Origin of the sequence: Taibaiella lutea (genome assembly GCF_008629695.1) — a bacterium.
Taxonomy (GTDB): Bacteria; Bacteroidota; Bacteroidia; order Chitinophagales; family Chitinophagaceae; genus Taibaiella; species Taibaiella lutea.
This window is the reverse complement of sequence record NZ_VWSH01000001.1, coordinates 1422591-1442935: the sequence shown is the minus strand read 5'-3', so window position 1 is coordinate 1442935 and position 20345 is coordinate 1422591. Positions and strand designations below refer to the sequence as shown.

The following is a 20345-nucleotide window of genomic DNA, read 5'->3' as shown; positions in this document are numbered from 1 at the left end:
ATCTGAATGTGTGATTTTTGACTATCTGATTATGGTGATATCACCTTTTTTTGTGACATTCGCACCATTGGCCGCGGTAAGATTTATGACATAATAATAAGTGCCAAGATCGCAAATGCCGCCATTGAAAGTGCCATTCCAGACAGGACGGTTTTCATTTGCGGATGAAAATACTTGTTGTCCAAACCTGTTGAATATCTGGAAATAATTAATTCTTGAATAACCCACTATTCTTGGAATCAGATTGTCGTTCAGGCCGTCTCCGTTCGGAGAAAATGCATTTGGAATAAATACATTTCCATAATCAACTACCTGAATCGTAACAGAATCTGTTCCTGTGCAACCTTCCTTGCTTGAACCTGTCAGGACATAAGTATAATAGCCTGTCTCCGGAAAATTTGTAGCCGGATTTTGAGATAATGGATCACTTAAAAAATCGGGTGGTGCCCATTGATAGAATTCTGCACCGCTCCCATGAAGATTAAATGGATAGCCTTTTACAATAATGGTGTCATTTCCTGCATTGGGATCAAAGAAAGGCAATGGCAATATCTTTTTAACTGTGTCAGTACAACCAAGTACGGTTTTCGCTATTAGCGTAACAATCATTGGGCCGCCCGGTCTGTTATAAATATGGGCAGGGTTTTGACTGTTATTACTTGTGCCATCGCCGAATGTCCAGTTCCAATAAGAAACAGGCGGGTATGTAGCTACAGACAGATCAGTAAATTGAATAGGTTCTTCCGGGCATAGCTTTCCTGACCATGAGTAATCAGCATGAAATTCAGGGTATATTTTTACCAGGCGGCTAATACTATCCTCACAAGTTGAACCTTTATTAACGACCAGAGAAACTACATATGTACCTGTATCAGGATAAGTAAAAGTAGGCTCAAATTCTGTTGAAGTTGCATCGTTAGCGCCAAAATTCCATAAATAAGTAAACCCTCCGATACTTTTATTGATAAAGTGAACCGTGAATCCCTTACATTGAACTATATATGTATTAGGTTCGCTTTGCAATTCAGGAATATCTGCAACAACCGTTTTACTGCAATTAGTTACCACAAATTGTACGTCTCTGGATATAGTATTGATTACAACGCCATTTCTCCATTCATCCACACATACGGTAACAACAAATCTGCCCGTTGTAATAGGTGTACCCGTCATTAAACCCGTAGTAGGACTGATTTGTAATGGAGGAACCCCTGTCATGGGAAATTCAGCTGAGTAGGCGCCAAGGTAATTTACTGAATTTGATACGGGATGCATCATTTCATTGCCATAAGGTTTTGCATTGCCCGGAGAGCCGCCGGGACGTGCAGAACAAAGCTTATATGTCAAAGAATCTCCGTCGGGGTCTGTAGCTGAAAAATCATAATTGAAAGGATTATTAGCACATATAATCTGCGGCGGAAAATTTTTAAAAACAGCGCTTTTATTAGGACATTGATTATTTACGAATCGGGGAATAGTAGCGAAATAAGTTACACCGACGTTTCCCGGATTGGAAATATTATTGATTGCTGCGTTTCTGCAACATCTTTCATAAACAATATAATAGCCGTTATTACTTGGAGCCAATGTTATTGTTTTGCGGAATACCTGTTTGCGCATACAGGTATTAGGATAGTTTTTTATACAGTCATTACTAAAATTAGGTGGCACAATCTCTGATGATTCAGCCTCAATGGAATCTGCAATAACTAATTGATCAGTATTGGTTTCAAAAATGGAAATGTAGGCAGGATTGTCTTCCGCTATTGCCTGAGGCTGACCATTCAGGCAATCCTGATAAAGTGTTAATGTTATCAAAAATTGATTATTACCTAAGCAGACATAAGTAATATCGCCTCCAATCATGTGTGAGGCATTTGAAATGAAAGAAGAAAGAAAAAATACTATCAATAAAGGTATAAACCTTAAAACTCTGTTATTTTTATTCATTGTATCATAAGATCTAATAAAATTCAAATGCCCTTACTACAAAGATAAGACACAAAAAAGTTTAAATAAAGTTGGTTTTTCCATTAAACGCTAATAATAAGGTAAAGTTGTATTGATTTTTATTTAACTTTACGATTCCTGAAAATAATGTTGGTTAACCAACCGTTTTCATTTTCACCATGTCATAAGAATAGGACGATGTATTCTTTCTTTACCTTGGCCTTTACCAAAACATCTAAAAATAATCATTGCAAAATTTTTTAAAAAAATATTCATGAAAAAACTATTACTACTATTAGGCATCATTAGTGGGAGTATAAGTGCTTCCGCTCAAATTGATGTTGTTGATAATCAAACGGCACAAGCTTTAGCACAAACGCTTACCGGAGCCGGTGTCATTCTCATGAATCCGACGTTGAACTGCGCCGGGATAGCAAATGGGAAATTTACAACAATATCAAGCAATCTTGGTATTGATAGCGGTATTGTTTTAGCAACAGGAAGGGCAATGACTTCAGGAGGAGCGTATGGTGTTAATGGCGTTCCCGGTAATTTCGCTTCAACCAGCACAGGTTTTCCCGGTGATGCGAATTTAACTACTTTAATCAATTCAAATACAGGTGGTTCTATACAAACACATGACGCTTGTATTTTGGAATTTGATTTTATTCCTTCAGGAGACACTATCAAATTTGATTATGTAATGGGTTCTGATGAATATACCGCCTTTAACTGTTCAATCAATGATGTGTTTGGATTTTTCATTTCAGGCCCCGGATTTGCTACACCTAAAAATATAGCTTTGGTACCCGGTACGGCAAACACAATGGTGGGAATCAGTACTGTAAATAACGGCGCGTCAGCAGCACCCGGCAACCCATGTTATCAAAATACTTTTGGAAATGGTCCTTATACTGCTTATTATGTGGATAATACGGCCTCTTCCACCTCTATTACCTATAATGGAATGACACAAGTATTTTCTGCCGTATCAACTGTAATACCTTGCGATACTTATCACCTTAAATTAGCAATTGCCGACGCTTCTGATGATGTTTATGATTCCGGTGTGTTTCTTAAAGCAGGTAGCTTAAATTCAACCGGTATTCAATTAACGCCTGAATCTACAGCCGGTGCTAATACACCTACACCACACTGTATCAGAGGTTGCAGATCTGGACATGTCGGAGTTACCCGTAATGCGCCACGTATAACTCCTCTAACAGTAAAATATTTGATTGAAGGTACTGCCGTAAACGGTGTAGATTATCAGATGATTCCCGATAGTGTTATTATACCGGCTAATCAGACTGAAGCAATAATTACTATTAAACCTTTGTTGGTGCAATATGCATCAGGGCCTAAAGAAGTTATTATTAAGGTTTTATCTCCATATAACTGCGGAACCACCGGTCTCCCTACTATCATTGATACTACTTCTATCTGGATTTATGATTCCTTGTTTGCAAGTATTCCGACAGCCCCTATAACTGTTTGTCCAAGAACTGAAATCGCTATTACTGCTGATATCGATCCTTCATTGAATTTTAGCTGGAGCCCTGCTGCGTTAATCCCTGATCCGTTGCCCTTAGGATTGACTATCCATCCTAAACCGGTAGTTCCGACAAATTATACTGTTACGGTTACTCAGCCAAATGCGCCTATAACCTGCCAACCGGTAAGCCGCACTTATCATGCAAACGTTGAACCGATTCCGCAACTTAGATTGCCATCACACGATACTATAATTTGTCTGGCAGATTCTATTGATTTGGAAGTTTTTGCCGAACCGCTTGGTCTTGCTTATAGTTACAATTGGAGCCCTGCATCAAACCTGAGAAACGATTTCTCTAATAACAATAAATTTTATGGAGGAGTTGGTGATTATAAATATGTAATTACAGCTGCGACACCTGTGGCGCATTGTTCTAATAAAGACAGCATGTACATCCACGTGGTACCGCCATTTGAATTTCAATCGGTTACTCCTCAGGACACTACCATTAAATATGGCGATAAAATAAAATTGAGTTCTGAAAGCGAGGCGATTTACTGGATTTGGGATCCGATTACCTACCTGGATGATCCGATGACGCGTCAACCGTGGGCTTCTCCATTAAAAGATATGAACTATGAAGTGGTGGGTATTAATAAATATGGTTGCAGAGATACAGCTGAAATCCGCATCAAAGTAGTTTACGATCCTAAGACAGGAATGCCAAATGCGTTCTCTCCTAATGGTGACGGAACAAACGATGTATTTAAAATCGGTAATATCCAATATGAGAAAATGACGCAATTCAAAGTATTTAACCGTTATGGTCAGCTTGTTTATAATGGTATAGATCCGGCTAAAGGATGGGATGGTACATTTAATAATAAACCTGCGCCTGCAGACGTTTATTACTACCATATCAAATTGACTTTACCAGGAGGTAAGCAAGTAGAATATAAAGGTGATGTTACTTTGATCAGATAAAGAAACTGTTGTAATAATCGCATTTAATTTTAATAGTAAAACCGCCCGATCCGGGCGGTTTTATTTATTTTCAGAAAATAATTTTTCTATTATAAAAAAATCTTACCTTTGCCGTCCAAATTTCTATTAAAAGGAGGACTTTAACATTGGAAGAAACTCAAATTCTTAACACTCAAAACAGCGCTCATGACGATTTCAACTGGAACGTCGATAAGCGAAACGTCGCTACTTACTCTAAAGAAGTACGCGAAGAGCTTGAAAAAAGCTACGAATCAACCTTCAAAAATATTACCGAATCAGAATTGATTCAGGGTACAATTGTTGGTTTAACTAAAACAGATGCTATCGTAAACATCGGTTTTAAATCAGACGGTCTTGTTTCTTTGAACGAGTTCCGTGACATGCCAAACCTTGCAATCGGCGACGAAATCGAAGTATTGGTATTGGAAAAAGAAGACCGCGATGGCCAGCTAAGCCTTAGCCGTCGCCAGGCTCGTCAGGTACGTAGCTGGCAAAATGTGGTGGATTACTTCAAATCAGGCGAAGTGGTTACCGGTACAATTACTTCTAAAACCAAAGGCGGTCTTATTGTGGACGTTAATGGTCTGGAAACGTTCTTACCTGGTTCTCAAATTGACGTAAAACCTGTAACGGATTACGATCAATATGTAGGTAAAACAATGGATTTTAAAGTTGTAAAAATCAACGAACAAATCCGTAATGCTGTGGTTTCTCACAAAGCGCTTATTGAAAGCGATTTGGAACAACAACGCGGCGAGATTATGTCTAAGCTTGAAAAAGGTCAGGTTCTTGAAGGAACTATCAAAAATGTTACTGATTTCGGTGCATTCGTTGACCTTGGCGGCGTAGATGGTTTGTTATATATCACTGACATCAGTTGGGGACGTATTTCTCACCCGAACGAAGTATTATCAAACGGTCAGAAACTGAACGTGGTAGTATTGGATTTCGATGATGAGAAAAAACGTATCAGCTTAGGTTTAAAACAATTAACTGCTCATCCTTGGGATAACCTTCCTGCTGAAATAGTAGAAGGCGCAACCGTAAAAGGAAAAGTTGTAAATATTGAAGATTACGGTGCTTTCTTGGAAGTAATGCCGGGTGTTGAAGGTTTGGTTCACGTGTCTGAAATCACTTGGAGCTCTCAGCCAATCAACGCTAAGGAATTCTTCAAAATGGGCGATGAATATAGCGCAAAAGTTGTGACGCTTGATAAAGACGAACGCAAAATGAGCTTGTCCATCAAACAATTGACTGATGATCCTTGGGGAGATATCGAAGCTAAATTCCCATTAGAAAGCCGTCATAAAGGAACTGTGAAAAACATTACTCCTTATGGTGTTTTCGTTGAATTGGAAACTGGTATCGGTGGTATGATTCATATCAGCGACCTTAGCTGGACTAAACGTTACAATCACCCAAGTGAGTTCACTAAAGTTGGTGATGAAATCGAAGTAAGCATCCTTTCTATCGATAAAGAAAACCGTAAATTATCTTTAGGTCACAAACAATTGGAAGATGATCCGTGGAATACTTTCGAAGGTATTTTCCCAATCGGTTCTCAACATGAAGGTACTGTGATCCGTAAAGATGATAAAGGCGCTGTTGTTCAATTGCAATATGGTCTGGAAGCATTCGCACCTGCACGTCACCTTCGTAAAGAAGATGATTCTATAGTTGGTGTTGATGAAACTTTACCATTCGTAATCATCGAATTCGATCGTAACGACAAACGCATCATGGTTTCTCATAGCCGTGTTTGGGAGCAAGTAAAAGCTGAAGAAAAAGAAGCTGAAAACAAAGCTGCTCAGGCTGACGCTGATAACACAAAGAAAGCTGTTAAAAACATCCAGTCTAAAGTTGAAAAAGCTACTTTAGGTGATTTAGGTGCTTTGGCTGATCTTAAAAACAAATTGAAAAACGAAGAAGAAGGAAAATAATTTCCGATTCACGTTTTCGAATATTGAAGAATCCCGCTTTCGAGCGGGATTTTTTTTATTAAAACTATGTTTTATCAAATTTAGTCTTATCAGGAATGAAATTCTTTATTTCAATCTTGCAATACTAATCCTGTAAATCAAATAATCACAGTTCCGACAATTTTGTAAGTTTGTCACTCATTATGCAATCAATATTTACCTCCATTTTTGATTTCTTCGAAAAACGCAAAACGCTATACTGGATTTGCTTTATAAGCTTATTTCTGCTTTGCGGTATCGGTGCTTCACGTATCCGGTTTGAAAATGATATCAATAAAATGATTCCGCACGATGCTTCCATTGAAGCAATGAATGACGTGCTGAATAAAACCAAAACGGGGGAACAGATAATATTTACACTTTCTTTTAAAGATAGTTTGCTTAGTAATCCGGATAGTTTAATAATACTGCAGCAATCATTAGAAGCAGATTTAAATAAGAACGCAAAAGATAATATCAGGCAAATACAATCTCAAATTAATGATGAAAAAGAACAGCAGTTTTCAATAATAGCTTTACAATATCTGCCCTTATTTTTAGAAGAAAGCGATTATCAGAAAATTGATTCTTTAATACAGCCTGCCCGGATAAGATCGACGCTGGAAAAAGAACATAAGCTTCTGCTGTCACCAGCCGGAATGGTGGCGAAGCAATGGATTGCTCAGGACCCGATAGGGATTATGCCGCTTGCTTTTCAAAAGTTTCAGTCTTTACAGTTTGACCCCGGCTACGAATTGTATAATGGTTATATTTTTAGCAGCGATGCAAAGCGTTTAACCTTCTTTATTGATTTAAAAAATCCTGCTTCTGCAACAGGGAAAAATGCGGCTTTCTTTAAAGACCTCGACGCTTTGATTGCAAAATGGGAGCGTAAATATCCCAATCTTCATATCAGTTATTTTGGAGGTCCCGCTGTGGCTGCGGGCAATGCTGTTCAGATGCGTGATGATACAATTCTTACATTGAGTATCACAATCCTGCTTTTACTGGCGCTAACCTATTATGTATTTCGTCGTAAACGCACACCTTTACTATTAATGGTGCCTGTTGTTTTCGGTGGCCTGTTTGGCCTTGCGTTAACCGCGTTGATACAAGGCTCTGTTTCTATTATTGCAATTGGAGCCGGGGCTATTATTCTTGGAATTGTCATTGACTTTTCGGTACATTTTATGAGCCATGCCCGTACGCATCCTGATATGCGTGAAAATGTACGTACGCTTGTTTTTCCTTTGACATTAGGCGGACTGACAACGGTGGGAGCCTTTCTTGCATTGCGTTTGGCTAATGCTCCGTTATTGCAGGATTTAGGAACGTTTGCAGCATCAAGCCTTGCGGGCGCATCGTTATTTACGCTGATTTTTTTACCGCATTTATTAAATGAAAAATCGTCAAAAGAGAAAAATCATCCTGAGTTTAAATTAAACCTGATTGATAAACTTGCCTTGCTGAAACCGGAAGGCAGCAAATGGCTGTTACTATTTGTTCTGATTGCGACGCCTATCCTGTTTTATTTTGCAAAAAAAGTGCAATTCGATGGAGATTTGATGCATCTGAATTATATGTCACCGAAATTAAAACAGGCACAAGATGAATTGAATAAAAACAATGCTTACGCCTTAAGCGCTGTTTTTGTAGTGGCTAAAGATAGCAGCGGTGAGCTTGCTTCACAGAAATTAGAATCAACCAAACAACTGTTACAGCAATTAAAGCAATCTGGTAAAATAAGGAATGCAATCAATCCTGTTACATTACTGCCATCAGAAAAAGAACAACGTCTCAGAATTGAGAGATGGCAACGATTCTGGAATGAAGCTCGTGTCAGGCAAACCTTAAATGCTGTTTCTGATAATGCTGTAGCAGCGGGTTTCAACGTTCATGCTTTCGATGCCTTTGCGCAAACCATTAAACAACAATATTACCCTTTCGATAAAGATGCACGCACTTTTTTATTGCAATTATTTCCCAATGCAGTTAGTGAAAAAGATAATGCACATTATGTAATTGCGACTTTAAAAGTAGAACCGCAAGCTCGTCGTGAGGTATTAAATGAACTTCAAAAAAATAGACAAGTCATCATAACCGATAAGCAATCCGTTTCCGAAAGATTATTGAACTTATTGAACACCGATTTTAATAAAATTCTTTTCTTCTCCGGTGCTCTGGTATTGCTGGCTTTACTTATTGCTTACGGCCGTATTGAACTGGCTCTTATTTCTTTTCTACCTATGGTTGTGACCTGGATATGGATTTTAGGTATAATGGCTATTGCGGGACTCAAGTTCAATATTGTAAACATCATCATTTCCACATTAATATTTGGCCTTGGCGACGATTACAGCATTTTTATGATGGATAGTTTGATGGAACAATACCGGACAGGTAAGAATAGTTTGTCTTCGTCCCGATCTGCGGTCTATTTATCTGTAATGACTACTATCATTGGTTTAGGCACATTGGTTTTTGCCAGGCACCCTGCCTTGCAATCGATTGCAGCTATATCTATTTTGGGATTGTTATGTGTTGTTTTTGTATCGCAGGTATTGCAGCCTGTTTTGTTTAATTTTTTGATACAACGCAGAGCGGATAAGGGTTTTATGCCTTTTACTTTATGGAGCTTATCGAAATCTGTATTTGCTTTCGTTTATTTCCTTGCAGGATGCATTCTTCTAACCTTGTTTGGCATAATATTAATCGGATTAAGGCCCTTTGGAAAGAAGCGCAGCAAATATTTGTTTCATTTTATGTTGAGTAAATATACAGGAAGCCTGATGTATATTATGATGAATGTAAAAAAGGTGGTTGAAATTCCTGATAAAGATGTTTTCAGGAAACCTGCCGTTTATATTGCTAACCATTCTTCTTTTCTTGATATTCTGATGGTTACGATGATACATCCAAAACTTGTTTTACTTACTAATAAATGGGTGTGGCGTTCGCCTGTGTTTGGGAAAATTGTAAGAATGGCAGAATATTATCCGGTGGCAAACGGAGCGGAAGATAGCATTGAACCATTGCGCGATTTGATAAACAGGGGTTATGGTATTATCGTATTTCCTGAAGGTACGCGTTCATATGACGATACCATTCACAGGTTTCATAAAGGCGCGTTTTACATTGCAGAACAATTGGAATTGGATATCATTCCATTGGTGTTTCATGGGGTGCATTACACAATGGAAAAAAGTGACTGGTTATTGAAAAACGGTACTACAACAATGAAAATGCTTCCATCAATAAAATCTTCAGATATTGCCATGGGAACAGGGTATAGTCAGAGAACAAAGATGATAAATCGTTATTTCAAGAAGGAATTTCAAATAATAAAAGAACAAAACGAAACACCACGATATTTCAGAGAACAGCTTATCAAAGGTTATATTTATAAAGGACCTGTATTGGAGTGGTATTGCAGAATAAAGATTGCATTGGAAGATTACTATGAACCGTTTCACCGATTATTGCCAGAAAAAGGTAAGTTCTATGACCTTGGCTGCGGCTATGGATTTATGACTTATGCTTTGCATTGGGCATCGGAAGGCAGGCATTTCACCGGTGTTGATTATGATGAGGAAAAAATTGTTACTGCACAAAATGTTTATTTAAGAGAGAAAGAGAAGAAGTTGTATTTACGTAAACAAAAATCTAAATTATTGGATGAGACGGCAGCCTCGATTGCTCCGAAAATAAATTTTGAATGTGCAGACTTGACAGAATATCAGCTCAAGGAATGTGATGGTATAATCATCAGCGATGTATTGCATTATATGTTGCCGGATGAACAAAAAGCTTTGTTGGATAAGGCATTTCAAGCGTTGAAAGATGAAGGAGTCCTAATTGTGCGGGATGGTGTGGAAGATTTAAAGGAACGGCATGAAGGCACAAAACGTACTGAAAAATGGAGCACCCGGATTCTAAATTTCAATAAAACAAAAAATGACTTGCATTTTATCAGTAAGCAGTTTATTGAAGATTGGGCCGACGAAAAAGGAATGACGCTCGAAATAATAGACAGGACAAAAAAGACAAGTAATTTGATATTTTTTATGAAAAAAAGAAATATAAGAAGTGCATTGCAGTGATTTACAGTTTGGAAGATGAAGGTAAAACTTGTATCTTTATTGCAAAAATATTGACTTATGAAAAAGATTTATCTATTAGGCCTTGCTCTCACGATGATTTCAATGGCCAATGCACAGACCACGGTTATCGACGATGGTTTTGAAAGTTACAATATCGGTTCGCTTTATGGAGGTAATTGGAGCAACTGGCAGCTTGCGGACGATGAAACCTTAAACATGATGGTAAGTGATGTAAGAGCATCACCAGGTGGCACCAAATCCGGCTATGTTGGGCCACATAATGATGGCAATGGTCAGGATGCATTATTAAAAATGCCGTCGGTTTATACTCATGGAAAAATCACAGCAGAATGGAAAATGTTTGTACCGGCAGATTCTGTTGCTTATTATAACTTACAGGAACAAGCTACTCCGGGTGGTTCATTTGGTTTTCAATGCTATATTAATACTTATGCTGCAACAGATACTCTTCCGGGAGGTGAAAGCTTAGCTCATAAATTAGTGTGGACTTTTGCAGTAGATACTGTAGGTTATCTGTATGCATACGCGCCATTAGTAACAGATCAATGGTTTACTTTAAAGCAAGTTATGGATTTGGATAATCTGACACTCAGCTTATATGTGGATGGAACAGAAGTAGTTTATTTTCAACCACAGGTAGGTAATGATTGGCCGGGTGCAAAAAAATCTGTAGCTGCATTTGACTTTTTTAGCTATCAGGATGAAGATAATCCTGATTTAGTCAATACTTATTATATAGACGATATAAAAGTTACTACTGAAAATGTAAGTGGTATTAATAATGTTGAGAAAAATAGCAGTATAGTTTCATTGTATCCTAATCCGGGTAAAGATTACATTAGCTTCTCTGTTAAAGATGAAGTAATTAATAATATTGATGTATTCAATGTTTTTGGACAAAAAGTACTGAATGCAAATGCAAAGACTTCCTTGTCAAAATTAGATATCCGAAGCCTTGCTTCCGGTATTTATACAGCTAAGGTTACTACTAAGAACGGGATATTTACCAAGAAGTTTGTAGTTAAATAAATACAACTTCTTTTTCCCTGCATATAAATGGCCGTCTTAATTAAGACGGCCATTTATATGCAGGATTTTAAAGACTTACCCCGGGAAAATATAAGTTTAATTATAACTACTTCAACTGTTGCATCTCCACCAATTTCCGGTAAGTACCGGTTAACTCTATAAGATCATTGTGTGAGCCTCTTTCAATAATCTCGCCATGATTCAATACAATAATTTCGTCTGCATGCTGGACAGTTGACAAACGATGCGCAATTACAATACAGGTACGGTTTTGCATCAATACATTAATTGCTTCCTGCACTATACGTTCCGATTCCGTATCTAAAGATGAGGTGGCTTCATCCAAAATTAAAATAGGCGGATTTTTCAAAACGGCTCTGGCAATAGTAATTCTTTGACGCTCCCCACCACTAAGACGCGAACCCCTGTCGCCGGCAAACGTTTCATAACCTTCCTTCTTTTTCAGTATAAAATTATGTGCGTTGGCAATCCTTGCGGCATCTTCAATCTGTTGTTGATTCATACCCCCGGTACCTAAAGTAATATTGTTGGACAGCGTATCGTTGAATAATATCGGTTCCTGCGAAACCACACCTATCAGTCTTCTTAAATCATAAATTTTCAGGTCTTTGATATTTTGACCGTCTATTAAAATTTCACCGCTTGATACATCGTGAAAACGGGGAATCAAATCGGCCAAAGTACTTTTGCCTGCGCCAGACGCACCAACCAAAGCAATGGTTTTTCCTTTTTGAATGGTAAGGTTTATATTCTTTAAAATTTCCTTTTTGCCATAGCTAAAACCAACATTCTTTAGTTCGATGGAAGTGTTGAAACTGTTTATGGATTTGGCAGCCGGTATTTCGACGATGGTATTTTCAGCCTGCAATAATTCCTGAATTCTGTCTAATGCAGCCGAGCCTTTTTGCATGTTGTAGAAAGATTGCGACAATGACTTTATCGGCGTAATAAGATTGTAGAACAATGAAATATAACCAATGAAAAAAGCTCCGGTCAAAGATGATTTTCCTGAAAAAATTAAATATCCCCCACATAGTAAAATCACTGAAACTACTATGATGCCAAGTGTTTCAGACATGGGTGAACCAGCTTCGCGCCTTGCGGCAATATTATTCCTGATGCGGAATAAAGTGTTATTGATGTGACGGAACCTTAATTGTTGATGCCTTTCCGCATTAAATGCTTTGATAATACGCATGCCACCTAATGTTTCTTCTACATTGGCAAGCATTTCACCTAATTGCTCCTGAGCCTGGTTAGAAGGGCGTTTCAATGATTTGCCGACCTTTGTTATTGCCAATCCACCGATTGGTAAAATTAGAACAAGAAACAAGGTCAGCATCGGACTTATAAACAACATTGTGGTAAGTGTAAACAGAATCATGAGTGGATCTCTTATCAAAGATTCCACAACACTTAAAATAGAAACCTCAACCTCACTCACATCATTGGTCATTCTCGACATCAGATCGCCTTTTCTTTCCTCTGTAAAAAAACCGATGGGTAATGATAATGTTTTGCTGTAAAGATCATCTCTCAATTGACGCATTACGGCATTGCGTATGGGGTTTAATATAAGCAGTGAACAATAAACAAAAAGGTTTTTGAGTATCGTTGTTATAACCAACGCAAGAACGATATAAAACAGCACATTCAATTTTCCATGCGTTATGGCGAAATCATTTATGAAATTGGTGGTTCTTGTCACAAACCCTGTGCCGGACGTCTGTGGTTTCTGGTCGCCATTAAATAAAACCTGAAGCACCGGAATCAACATACCAAAAGAAAAAAGCCCGAAGACGATTGCCAGTAAAGTAGTAAAGAAGTAAAGTGCAATCTTGCTCTTGAATGGTTTGAGATAACCTAATAATTTTGGAATATGCTTCATGGACTATTTGCCGTGATATTGTGCTTGAAAATTCCAACAAAGGTATAGGAAATAGAGGATTAGTTCCTTTTGATGCATTGTTGAACGATTCTATTGTTTATATTGATTATGCCATTTTGCTGCGGAGGTATTATTTTCTTTTCAGAAAGCGCTTTTCAATGAAGTGCCAGGAAAGCCAACCTGCAAGCCACGCAACCAGAAAAGATGGAATCATCAATGTCCAGATATTTGCAGGATGCAACCAAATTATCAATGCCTGTTGAATAGGGTAGGCATATATGTATGTGCCGTAAGATATATCGCCTGTGTACTGACTGAAATTCAGGAATTTAAAATAATGTAGTCCGAAAGATATTACCAATAACGTAAAAGAGAACATGTTTATAAGTTCATATTCCTTTTTGAAAATAAATGTAAAAGCGAAAAAGATAATAGATGAAATGCAAAGCAGCAAACTCTTTCGTTGCTTTATAAAATCTGTGAATAAAGAAAGACAGGCCCCACCCGCAAAATAAATTCCAAGATTGAAAAAATAGAACAGAAAATTGCCCTTAACAGGGACCAAATCCATTTTGATAGCCATATAGCCGGCAATGCAAATGATTAAGGCTGCAATCGTAAATGCTTTGCTGTTTTTTTTTGGTATAAAAAACAGAAAGCTTAATAAAGCATAAAACAGAATTTCATAACGTAAGGTCCATAAAGAACCATTTACTCCAGTCTCCGGATTGTGGTTGAAAACACCGGGAAGTTCTTTAGCAACAGGCATTAAAAAGCTATTACTGAAAAGATATTTCCATGTTTGGCTATTGCTGAGGTATGCAGCTAAAGGTATCTCGGTGGTCAGGCAACCAATTACAAAAACTGTAACAACTATGGCGACCCAAAGCCCCGGTACAATGCGCAAGGCTCTTTTGCGGAAAAAGGAAAAGACAGAACTGCTGCGTTCCTGGCTCTGGCGAATCAGGAAGCCGCTTAAAACAAAAAAGCCACAGACAGCAATTTCGGACAAAGCCCGGTCACTTCGCTTTACAAATGGATCCAAAGCAATATTGCCCAGCAGTAATGCGTAAGAATGCGAAAAAATTACGAGTGATGCAAAGAGAAATCTTAGGAAATCAAAGTTGTTTTTATGTGAAGCGGCGGTTTCCAATAGGATCAGATTATAAGAAGCGATAAGCCTTGCTAAAGTATTAATTTTCCGGCGAAATGCATTACAATATTCTTTTCACCAACCGCAGGTTATGTGTGCGAACTCTTAGCCTCTTGCTTATAATACCGCCATTGTCAATTGGATCAATTACAACACAACCACTTGTTTCTGTAGCATGAATAATAGTATGGTCATTCAGCAATATGCCTACATGCGTTATTTTGCCTTCGGCATTGTCAAAAAATGCAAGGTCGCCACATCTGGCTTCTTGCAAAAAGCCGATTGTTTCGCCTATTTCAGCTTGTTGAGAAGCATCTCTCGGTATGCGGATATTCATAAGCTTAAACACTATTTGTGTTAAACCCGAACAATCGATTCCCATTAAGCTTCTGCCTCCCCAGTTGTAGGGAGTGCCTATAAACATTTTACTGAAATGATGGATATTTGCTTCCGTAGCTTCGGCAAGTTTTAGCGGCAGTTTCTTTCCTTTGAAGGTAAATTCCCTTTTAGACCAGATGATTTGTCTTTTCTTTAGATGAAAAAGGCTGCTGCCCGGACTTAGCAGGAACTGACCGTCTTCTATCTGAATAACATCGGTGGCTGTTGCAGAATAATTCAAAAGAGGTTTCCTGTATTCTTTGTATAAAATGCAGGTTACCTGGCCTTCTTTTACCCAGCCTTCATATTCATCCCATTCACAACGAATCTGAAGCCAGCCGTTTTTATCTTTTGCCAACACTTCCATTCTTTCCCCAAACAATACCTGGGAAACCTGTTCTGCCCTGTGCGAAGGTTCAGCCCGCATAGGCATTACAGAAACGGAACAAACGGCGTAAGCTAAAATCATTTTGGAATTGGTCAGGATTGCTTTGGCGAAAATAACTGCTTTATTGTTTTGATAAAAATAAAGGGCGGCAATTTTTCATTACAGCCCTTTAATATATTTTCCGGTTTACCATGATAAGTATTCCGTGTTATTTTTCTTTATTGGTTTCTGCCAGCAATTTATCCAGTGCGGCAACCATTGAAGGAGCATTGGGCGCCGGTGCTTTTATGGCTAATTTCAGGCCTGCGTCTTCAACAGCTTTTGATGTTGTATGACCAAATGCGCCAATCAGCGTGCCATTTTGTTTATACTTAGGATCGTTATGAAACAATGTATCTACGCTGAACGGGCTGAAAAAAACGATTACATCATATTCTTTTTTCAAAACAGAATCTACATCATTGCTAACCGTACGATATAAAACAGCTTCAGAGAAATTGAAACCCTTTTCAATCAATAATGGAGAAAGATCATTTTTTGTATTTTCAGAAACCGGCAGCATAAAACGTTCACGATCCTTATATTTCATCAAAACATCTACCAAACCTTCAGAAGTTCCGTCAGGAGAGAAGAATACTTTTCTTTTGCGGTAAAGGATGAATTTTTGAAGATAAAGTGCAACAGCTTCCGTAGCACAGAAATATTTCATGTCCTGAGAAACCTTAAATTTCATTTCCTCACATATACGGAAAAAATGATCTACGGCGTTACGGCTAACCAATATAACTGCAGGAAACTCGGCAAGGTCTAATTTCTGCTTTCTGAATTCTTTGGCATTCAATCCCTCCACACGTATAAAAGGATAGAATTCCAATGCTACGTTATGTTTTTTCGCCAAATCGTAATAAGGTGATTTATCGCTTTCAGGCTTGGGTTGTGTAATAAGTATATGTTCAACCCTTTTCTTCTCTATTATCTTTGACTGTGATTTTGCTGCTTTAGCCATTGCGTTTTGAAAAGGAATATTGCAAAAAAATTAAACCATTACACTTCTCGCCTTTCTTATGAGAAAAAACATTGTTTTATAACTTTCATAAGAACTGCAAGAGGCAGTAATTCGGAGGCGCAAAGGTACATAAAAAAATGAAATTTGCTAAATTTTATAAAATATCCAAATACGACGCCGGAACGCAAATAGCGGTTCAAAAATAAGATTACAATAAAAACAAGGGATAAAAATAAGGCTGCCTGCACCCATGCGCCTTGCCCGAAAGCCAATACTATAGTGAACGGTATGATTAAGATTCCCATTATTTTGTTGATAAGGAATACATTAAACGTATAGTTATCTGTAATTTCAGATATATTAAAAACCCAACCCGTAAATTTTAGAAATAAGTATCGTATTACATAAACAGCACTGAACAATAACACAATGGCCAGCAAAATAATTCCGTCAGAATATCTGCTTATGAAATTATTGTGCTGTAAATGAGCAATGGCGTAATACAGATAAAGCGCCATGGAAATGCAGAAAACAAGGTCCATGGCCAATCCGGCAGCACTATTCTGGCTAATCTGGTCTTTTAATTGCCGGGCACTTAATGTCTGATTTCTGAACGCGCGAAATAGATTTTTGAAATATGTCGGATTGGAAAACCTGAAAACCGCAATTGCAGTAATTAATAATAATATAATAAGGAAGTCAAAAGAACGGTCGGTTGTTTTATGAGGCCTTTCAATAGCATTCGTGACTGTTTTCGCTGTCAGGATGGGATTGTGAGCCATGTCTTTTTTAAACTGCTCTTTAGCCCTTACTTCCAAAACCTGTTCCGGAATATTATAACCATACAGCACTCTCGATCTGACCGAAACCGAGCATAATAAGAAACTGAACAGCAGAAGTAAATATTTTGTAAGACGCATGTATTTGGAAAGCCTTGTTCCGCTGCAAATGTAAGGGCAATTTCTGCAAAAAACCGTTCTGCTGATGAACAGATTGTGAATATTAGGTAAGATTACAGATATTTGCAACCCTATTAGACTTATAGTATGAGATGTTAGATATTAGAAACAAGGAAGAAATTTTTATTTTGAAACAAAATGACATTTTCATCCCGCATAGTATCATACAATATCTCCTTTCTAATGTCTATCATCTAATATCTAATATCTTATTATAAAATGACTGCTGCTCAAATACGCCAACAATTTTTAGACTTTTTCAAAGAAAAAGGACATCAGATTGTTCCTTCGGCTCCTATTGTTGTGAAGAATGACCCGACACTTTTGTTTACCAATGCCGGAATGAATCAGTTCAAAGATTATTTTTTAGGTAATAAAACACCGGATGCGAAAAGGGTAGCTGATACGCAAAAGTGTTTACGGGTTAGCGGTAAACATAATGATTTGGAAGAAGTAGGTGTGGATACTTATCATCATACCATGTTTGAAATGTTGGGCAACTGGAGTTTTGGCGATTATTTCAAGAAAGAAGCGATTGCATGGAGCTGGGAATTATTGACAGAAGTTTACAAGATTGATAAAAGCAGATTGTACGTTACCGTTTTTGAAGGAGATGCTAAAGAGAATTTACCATTTGACCAGGAAGCTTATGACGAATGGAAAAAATGGACGATTGAAGAACGCATCTTAAAAGGTAACAAAAAGGATAATTTCTGGGAAATGGGCGATACAGGCCCATGCGGACCTTGCAGCGAAATACATGTGGATTGCAGAAGCGACGAAGAGCGTGCTGCTGTTGAAGGTGCAACTTTGGTAAATGCTGATCATCCGCAGGTGATTGAGATATGGAACAACGTATTCATGCAATTCAATCGTTTGAAAGATGGTTCTTTACAGCCATTACCTGCTACGCATGTGGATACCGGTATGGGTTTTGAAAGATTGGTGCGTGTGCTTCAAGGTAAAACTTCCAATTATGATACCGATGTTTTTACTGAAACCATAAAGTTGACAGAACAAATTACAGGCAAACAATACGATTTCAGCGATAGCAAACAAGCTGTGGCTTTTCGTGTCCTGGCCGATCATATCCGTGCTATAGCATTTACCATTGCCGATGGACAATTGCCTTCAAGTAACGGAGCCGGTTATGTTATACGCAGAATTTTAAGAAGAGCGGTTCGCTATTATTATTCTTATCTGGATTATAAAACACCGTTATTGTTTCAGTTGCTGCCGCATATTGCTAATCAATTCGAACAAGTATTTCCGGAATTGTTCCTGCAAAAAGATTTTGTAACACGCGTTATTAAAGAAGAGGAAGAATCTTTCTTGCGGACACTGGAAAAGGGTATCAAGCGTTTTGATGAATACTACAATAACAAATTAGCTGAACTGCCGGAACATAAAGGCAATGCAGTGTTGGGTACAAGTACCAATGATGTTATCAGTCAGATTCAGGAACAAAATAATGGCATTGTCATTGACGGCAAATTTGCTTTTGAATTAAATGATACTTACGGCTTTCCGGTAGATTTAACAAGCCTGATGGCACAGGAAGTAAATGCAGTTGTCGATATCAATGCTTTTGAAGCTGAATTGAAGCAACAAAAGGACAGAAGCCGTGCTGCTACTGCTATTGATACGGAAGATTGGGTAACTGTTAATGAAATTGACAAATCAACTTTCGTTGGTTACAATGATTTATTGATTGATACCAGGCTGGCACGCTATCGTAAAGTAAAAGCAAAAGGCAAAGAACAATATCAATTGGTATTGGAAACGACACCTTTCTATGCTGAAAGCGGTGGACAGGTGGGCGATACAGGTGTTCTTGTTTTTGGAGATGAAGAAATTTCGGTTACAGATACCAAAAAAGAAAATGATTTGATTATTCATTTTGCCGATAAAATTCCGGCGCAACCTGAACAGGCCGTTGTTGCGAAAGTGGATTGGGAAAGAAGAATACTTACAAGTTATAATCATACTGCCACACACCTTATGCATGCTGCATTACGTCAGGTATTAGGTGCGCATGTTGCACAAAAAGGTTCGATGGTGAATGCAAATGTTTTGCGTTTTGACTTCTCTCATTTTGCAAAGATGACGGACGAAGAAATCAGAAAAGTAGAGCAGATTGTAAATGAAAAAATAAGGGAGAACATTCCTGTTGTCATTAAGGAAATGTCGAAAGAAGATGCCATCGCAATGGGAGCTATGGCATTGTTCGGAGAGAAATACGGTGATACTGTTAGAACTGTTATAATTGATCCGAATTACAGTATAGAGCTTTGTGGCGGTACGCATGTGGGGCATACAGGGATGATTGGTGTATTTTCTATAAACGCTGAAAGTGCCGTTGCCGCAGGTGTTCGACGTATAGAAGCATTAACAGGGCCCGCTGCTATTCAATATTATGCAGATAAAGTGGCTCAAAGCAAACAGATAACTGAATTGCTGAAAGCCAAAGACCCGATAAAAGCTATCGAGAAATTGATGGAAGATAAGGCTGCTTTGGAGAAAAGATTGGAAGGCATGGAAGCCCGTCAGTTAGTTGGTGTGCGTAATGAATTGTTGCAGAAAGATGAAATGGTGAACATTAAAACAACTGCCGGTCAGGAATTTGCCATCAATTTTATTGGTGATATTGTGGAGGTAAGCAGTATGGATGCTTTGAGGAAATTGGCAGGAGATTTCAAAAATCATCTGCGTGATCATGTAATTGTATTATGTTCCAATATTGACGGCAAAGCCAATGTAGTAATTGCTATCAGCGATACTGTTGCAAATGCTGCAACAATCGATGCGGGAGAAGTTATTAAGAATATTGTTGCACCGTTGATTAAAGGCGGTGGTGGTGGCCAGAAAACTTTGGCTACAGCAGGTGGAACAGAAGTTGGTCAGTTGAAAGAAGTGATTCAGCAGGTAAAAGCTTCACTGGTTTGATAATAGACGGATTGATATTTCGTAAGGACATGCAATGTTGCATGTCCT

Annotated in this window: 11 protein-coding genes; 5 read left to right on the top strand and 6 right to left on the bottom strand. The window is 38.1% G+C overall.

The annotated features are described in order from the left end of the window. Nucleotides 1-21: 21 nt before the first annotated feature. On the bottom strand, nt 22-1950 hold the full coding sequence (locus F0919_RS06130) for a gliding motility-associated C-terminal domain-containing protein (RefSeq protein WP_150031823.1): 1929 nt from the start codon (nt 1948-1950) through the stop codon (nt 22-24). 274 nt (nt 1951-2224) lie between these two features. On the opposite strand from F0919_RS06130, the gene F0919_RS06125 reads away from it, so the two are divergent. From F0919_RS06125 to F0919_RS06110, 4 genes are all read left to right on the top strand, one after another. After that, the gene (locus F0919_RS06125; RefSeq protein ID WP_150031822.1) at nt 2225-4429 is read left to right on the top strand and encodes a choice-of-anchor L domain-containing protein; all 2205 of its coding nucleotides are present in this window, start codon (nt 2225-2227) and stop codon (nt 4427-4429) included. 146 nt (nt 4430-4575) lie between these two features. Then, entirely contained in the window at nt 4576-6390 is a 1815-nt protein-coding gene (gene rpsA / locus F0919_RS06120; RefSeq protein WP_235903465.1) for a 30S ribosomal protein S1, read from the top strand. 182 nt (nt 6391-6572) lie between these two features. After that, nucleotides 6573-10508: a trifunctional MMPL family transporter/lysophospholipid acyltransferase/class I SAM-dependent methyltransferase gene (locus F0919_RS06115; protein ID WP_150031820.1), complete on the top strand. Its 3936-nt coding sequence runs from the start codon at nt 6573-6575 to the stop codon at nt 10506-10508. Between the two features lie 57 nt (nt 10509-10565). Beyond that, on the top strand, nt 10566-11558 hold the full coding sequence (locus F0919_RS06110) for a T9SS type A sorting domain-containing protein (protein ID WP_150031819.1): 993 nt from the start codon (nt 10566-10568) through the stop codon (nt 11556-11558). Nucleotides 11559-11664: 106 nt separating this feature from the next. On the opposite strand, the gene F0919_RS06105 is transcribed toward F0919_RS06110, so the two are convergent. The 5 genes from F0919_RS06105 to F0919_RS06085 all read right to left on the bottom strand — a co-directional run bounded on the left by F0919_RS06105 (nt 11665) and on the right by F0919_RS06085 (nt 17312). Beyond that, entirely contained in the window at nt 11665-13467 is a 1803-nt protein-coding gene (locus tag F0919_RS06105; RefSeq protein WP_150031818.1) for an ABC transporter ATP-binding protein, read from the bottom strand. Nucleotides 13468-13597: 130 nt separating this feature from the next. Continuing rightward, nucleotides 13598-14620, bottom strand: coding sequence for an acyltransferase family protein (locus F0919_RS06100; protein WP_190277287.1), 1023 nt, complete (start codon nt 14618-14620; stop codon nt 13598-13600). Nucleotides 14621-14681: 61 nt separating this feature from the next. Next, a complete protein-coding gene (locus F0919_RS06095) occupies nt 14682-15467 on the bottom strand; it encodes a C40 family peptidase (RefSeq protein ID WP_150031816.1) in 786 nt (261 codons plus the stop codon). A gap of 127 nt (nt 15468-15594) precedes the next feature. Next, nucleotides 15595-16392 (bottom strand): uroporphyrinogen-III synthase, encoded by a 798-nt coding sequence (locus tag F0919_RS06090; RefSeq protein ID WP_150031815.1) that lies wholly within the window; start codon nt 16390-16392, stop codon nt 15595-15597. Between the two features lie 56 nt (nt 16393-16448). Continuing rightward, nucleotides 16449-17312, bottom strand: a complete 864-nt coding sequence (locus tag F0919_RS06085; protein WP_150031814.1) for a DUF4271 domain-containing protein — start codon at nt 17310-17312, stop codon at nt 16449-16451. Between the two features lie 258 nt (nt 17313-17570). Between F0919_RS06085 and alaS the strand changes: the two genes are divergently transcribed. After that, the gene (alaS, locus tag F0919_RS06080; protein ID WP_150031813.1) at nt 17571-20297 is read left to right on the top strand and encodes an alanine--tRNA ligase; all 2727 of its coding nucleotides are present in this window, start codon (nt 17571-17573) and stop codon (nt 20295-20297) included. Nucleotides 20298-20345: the final 48 nt, after the last annotated feature.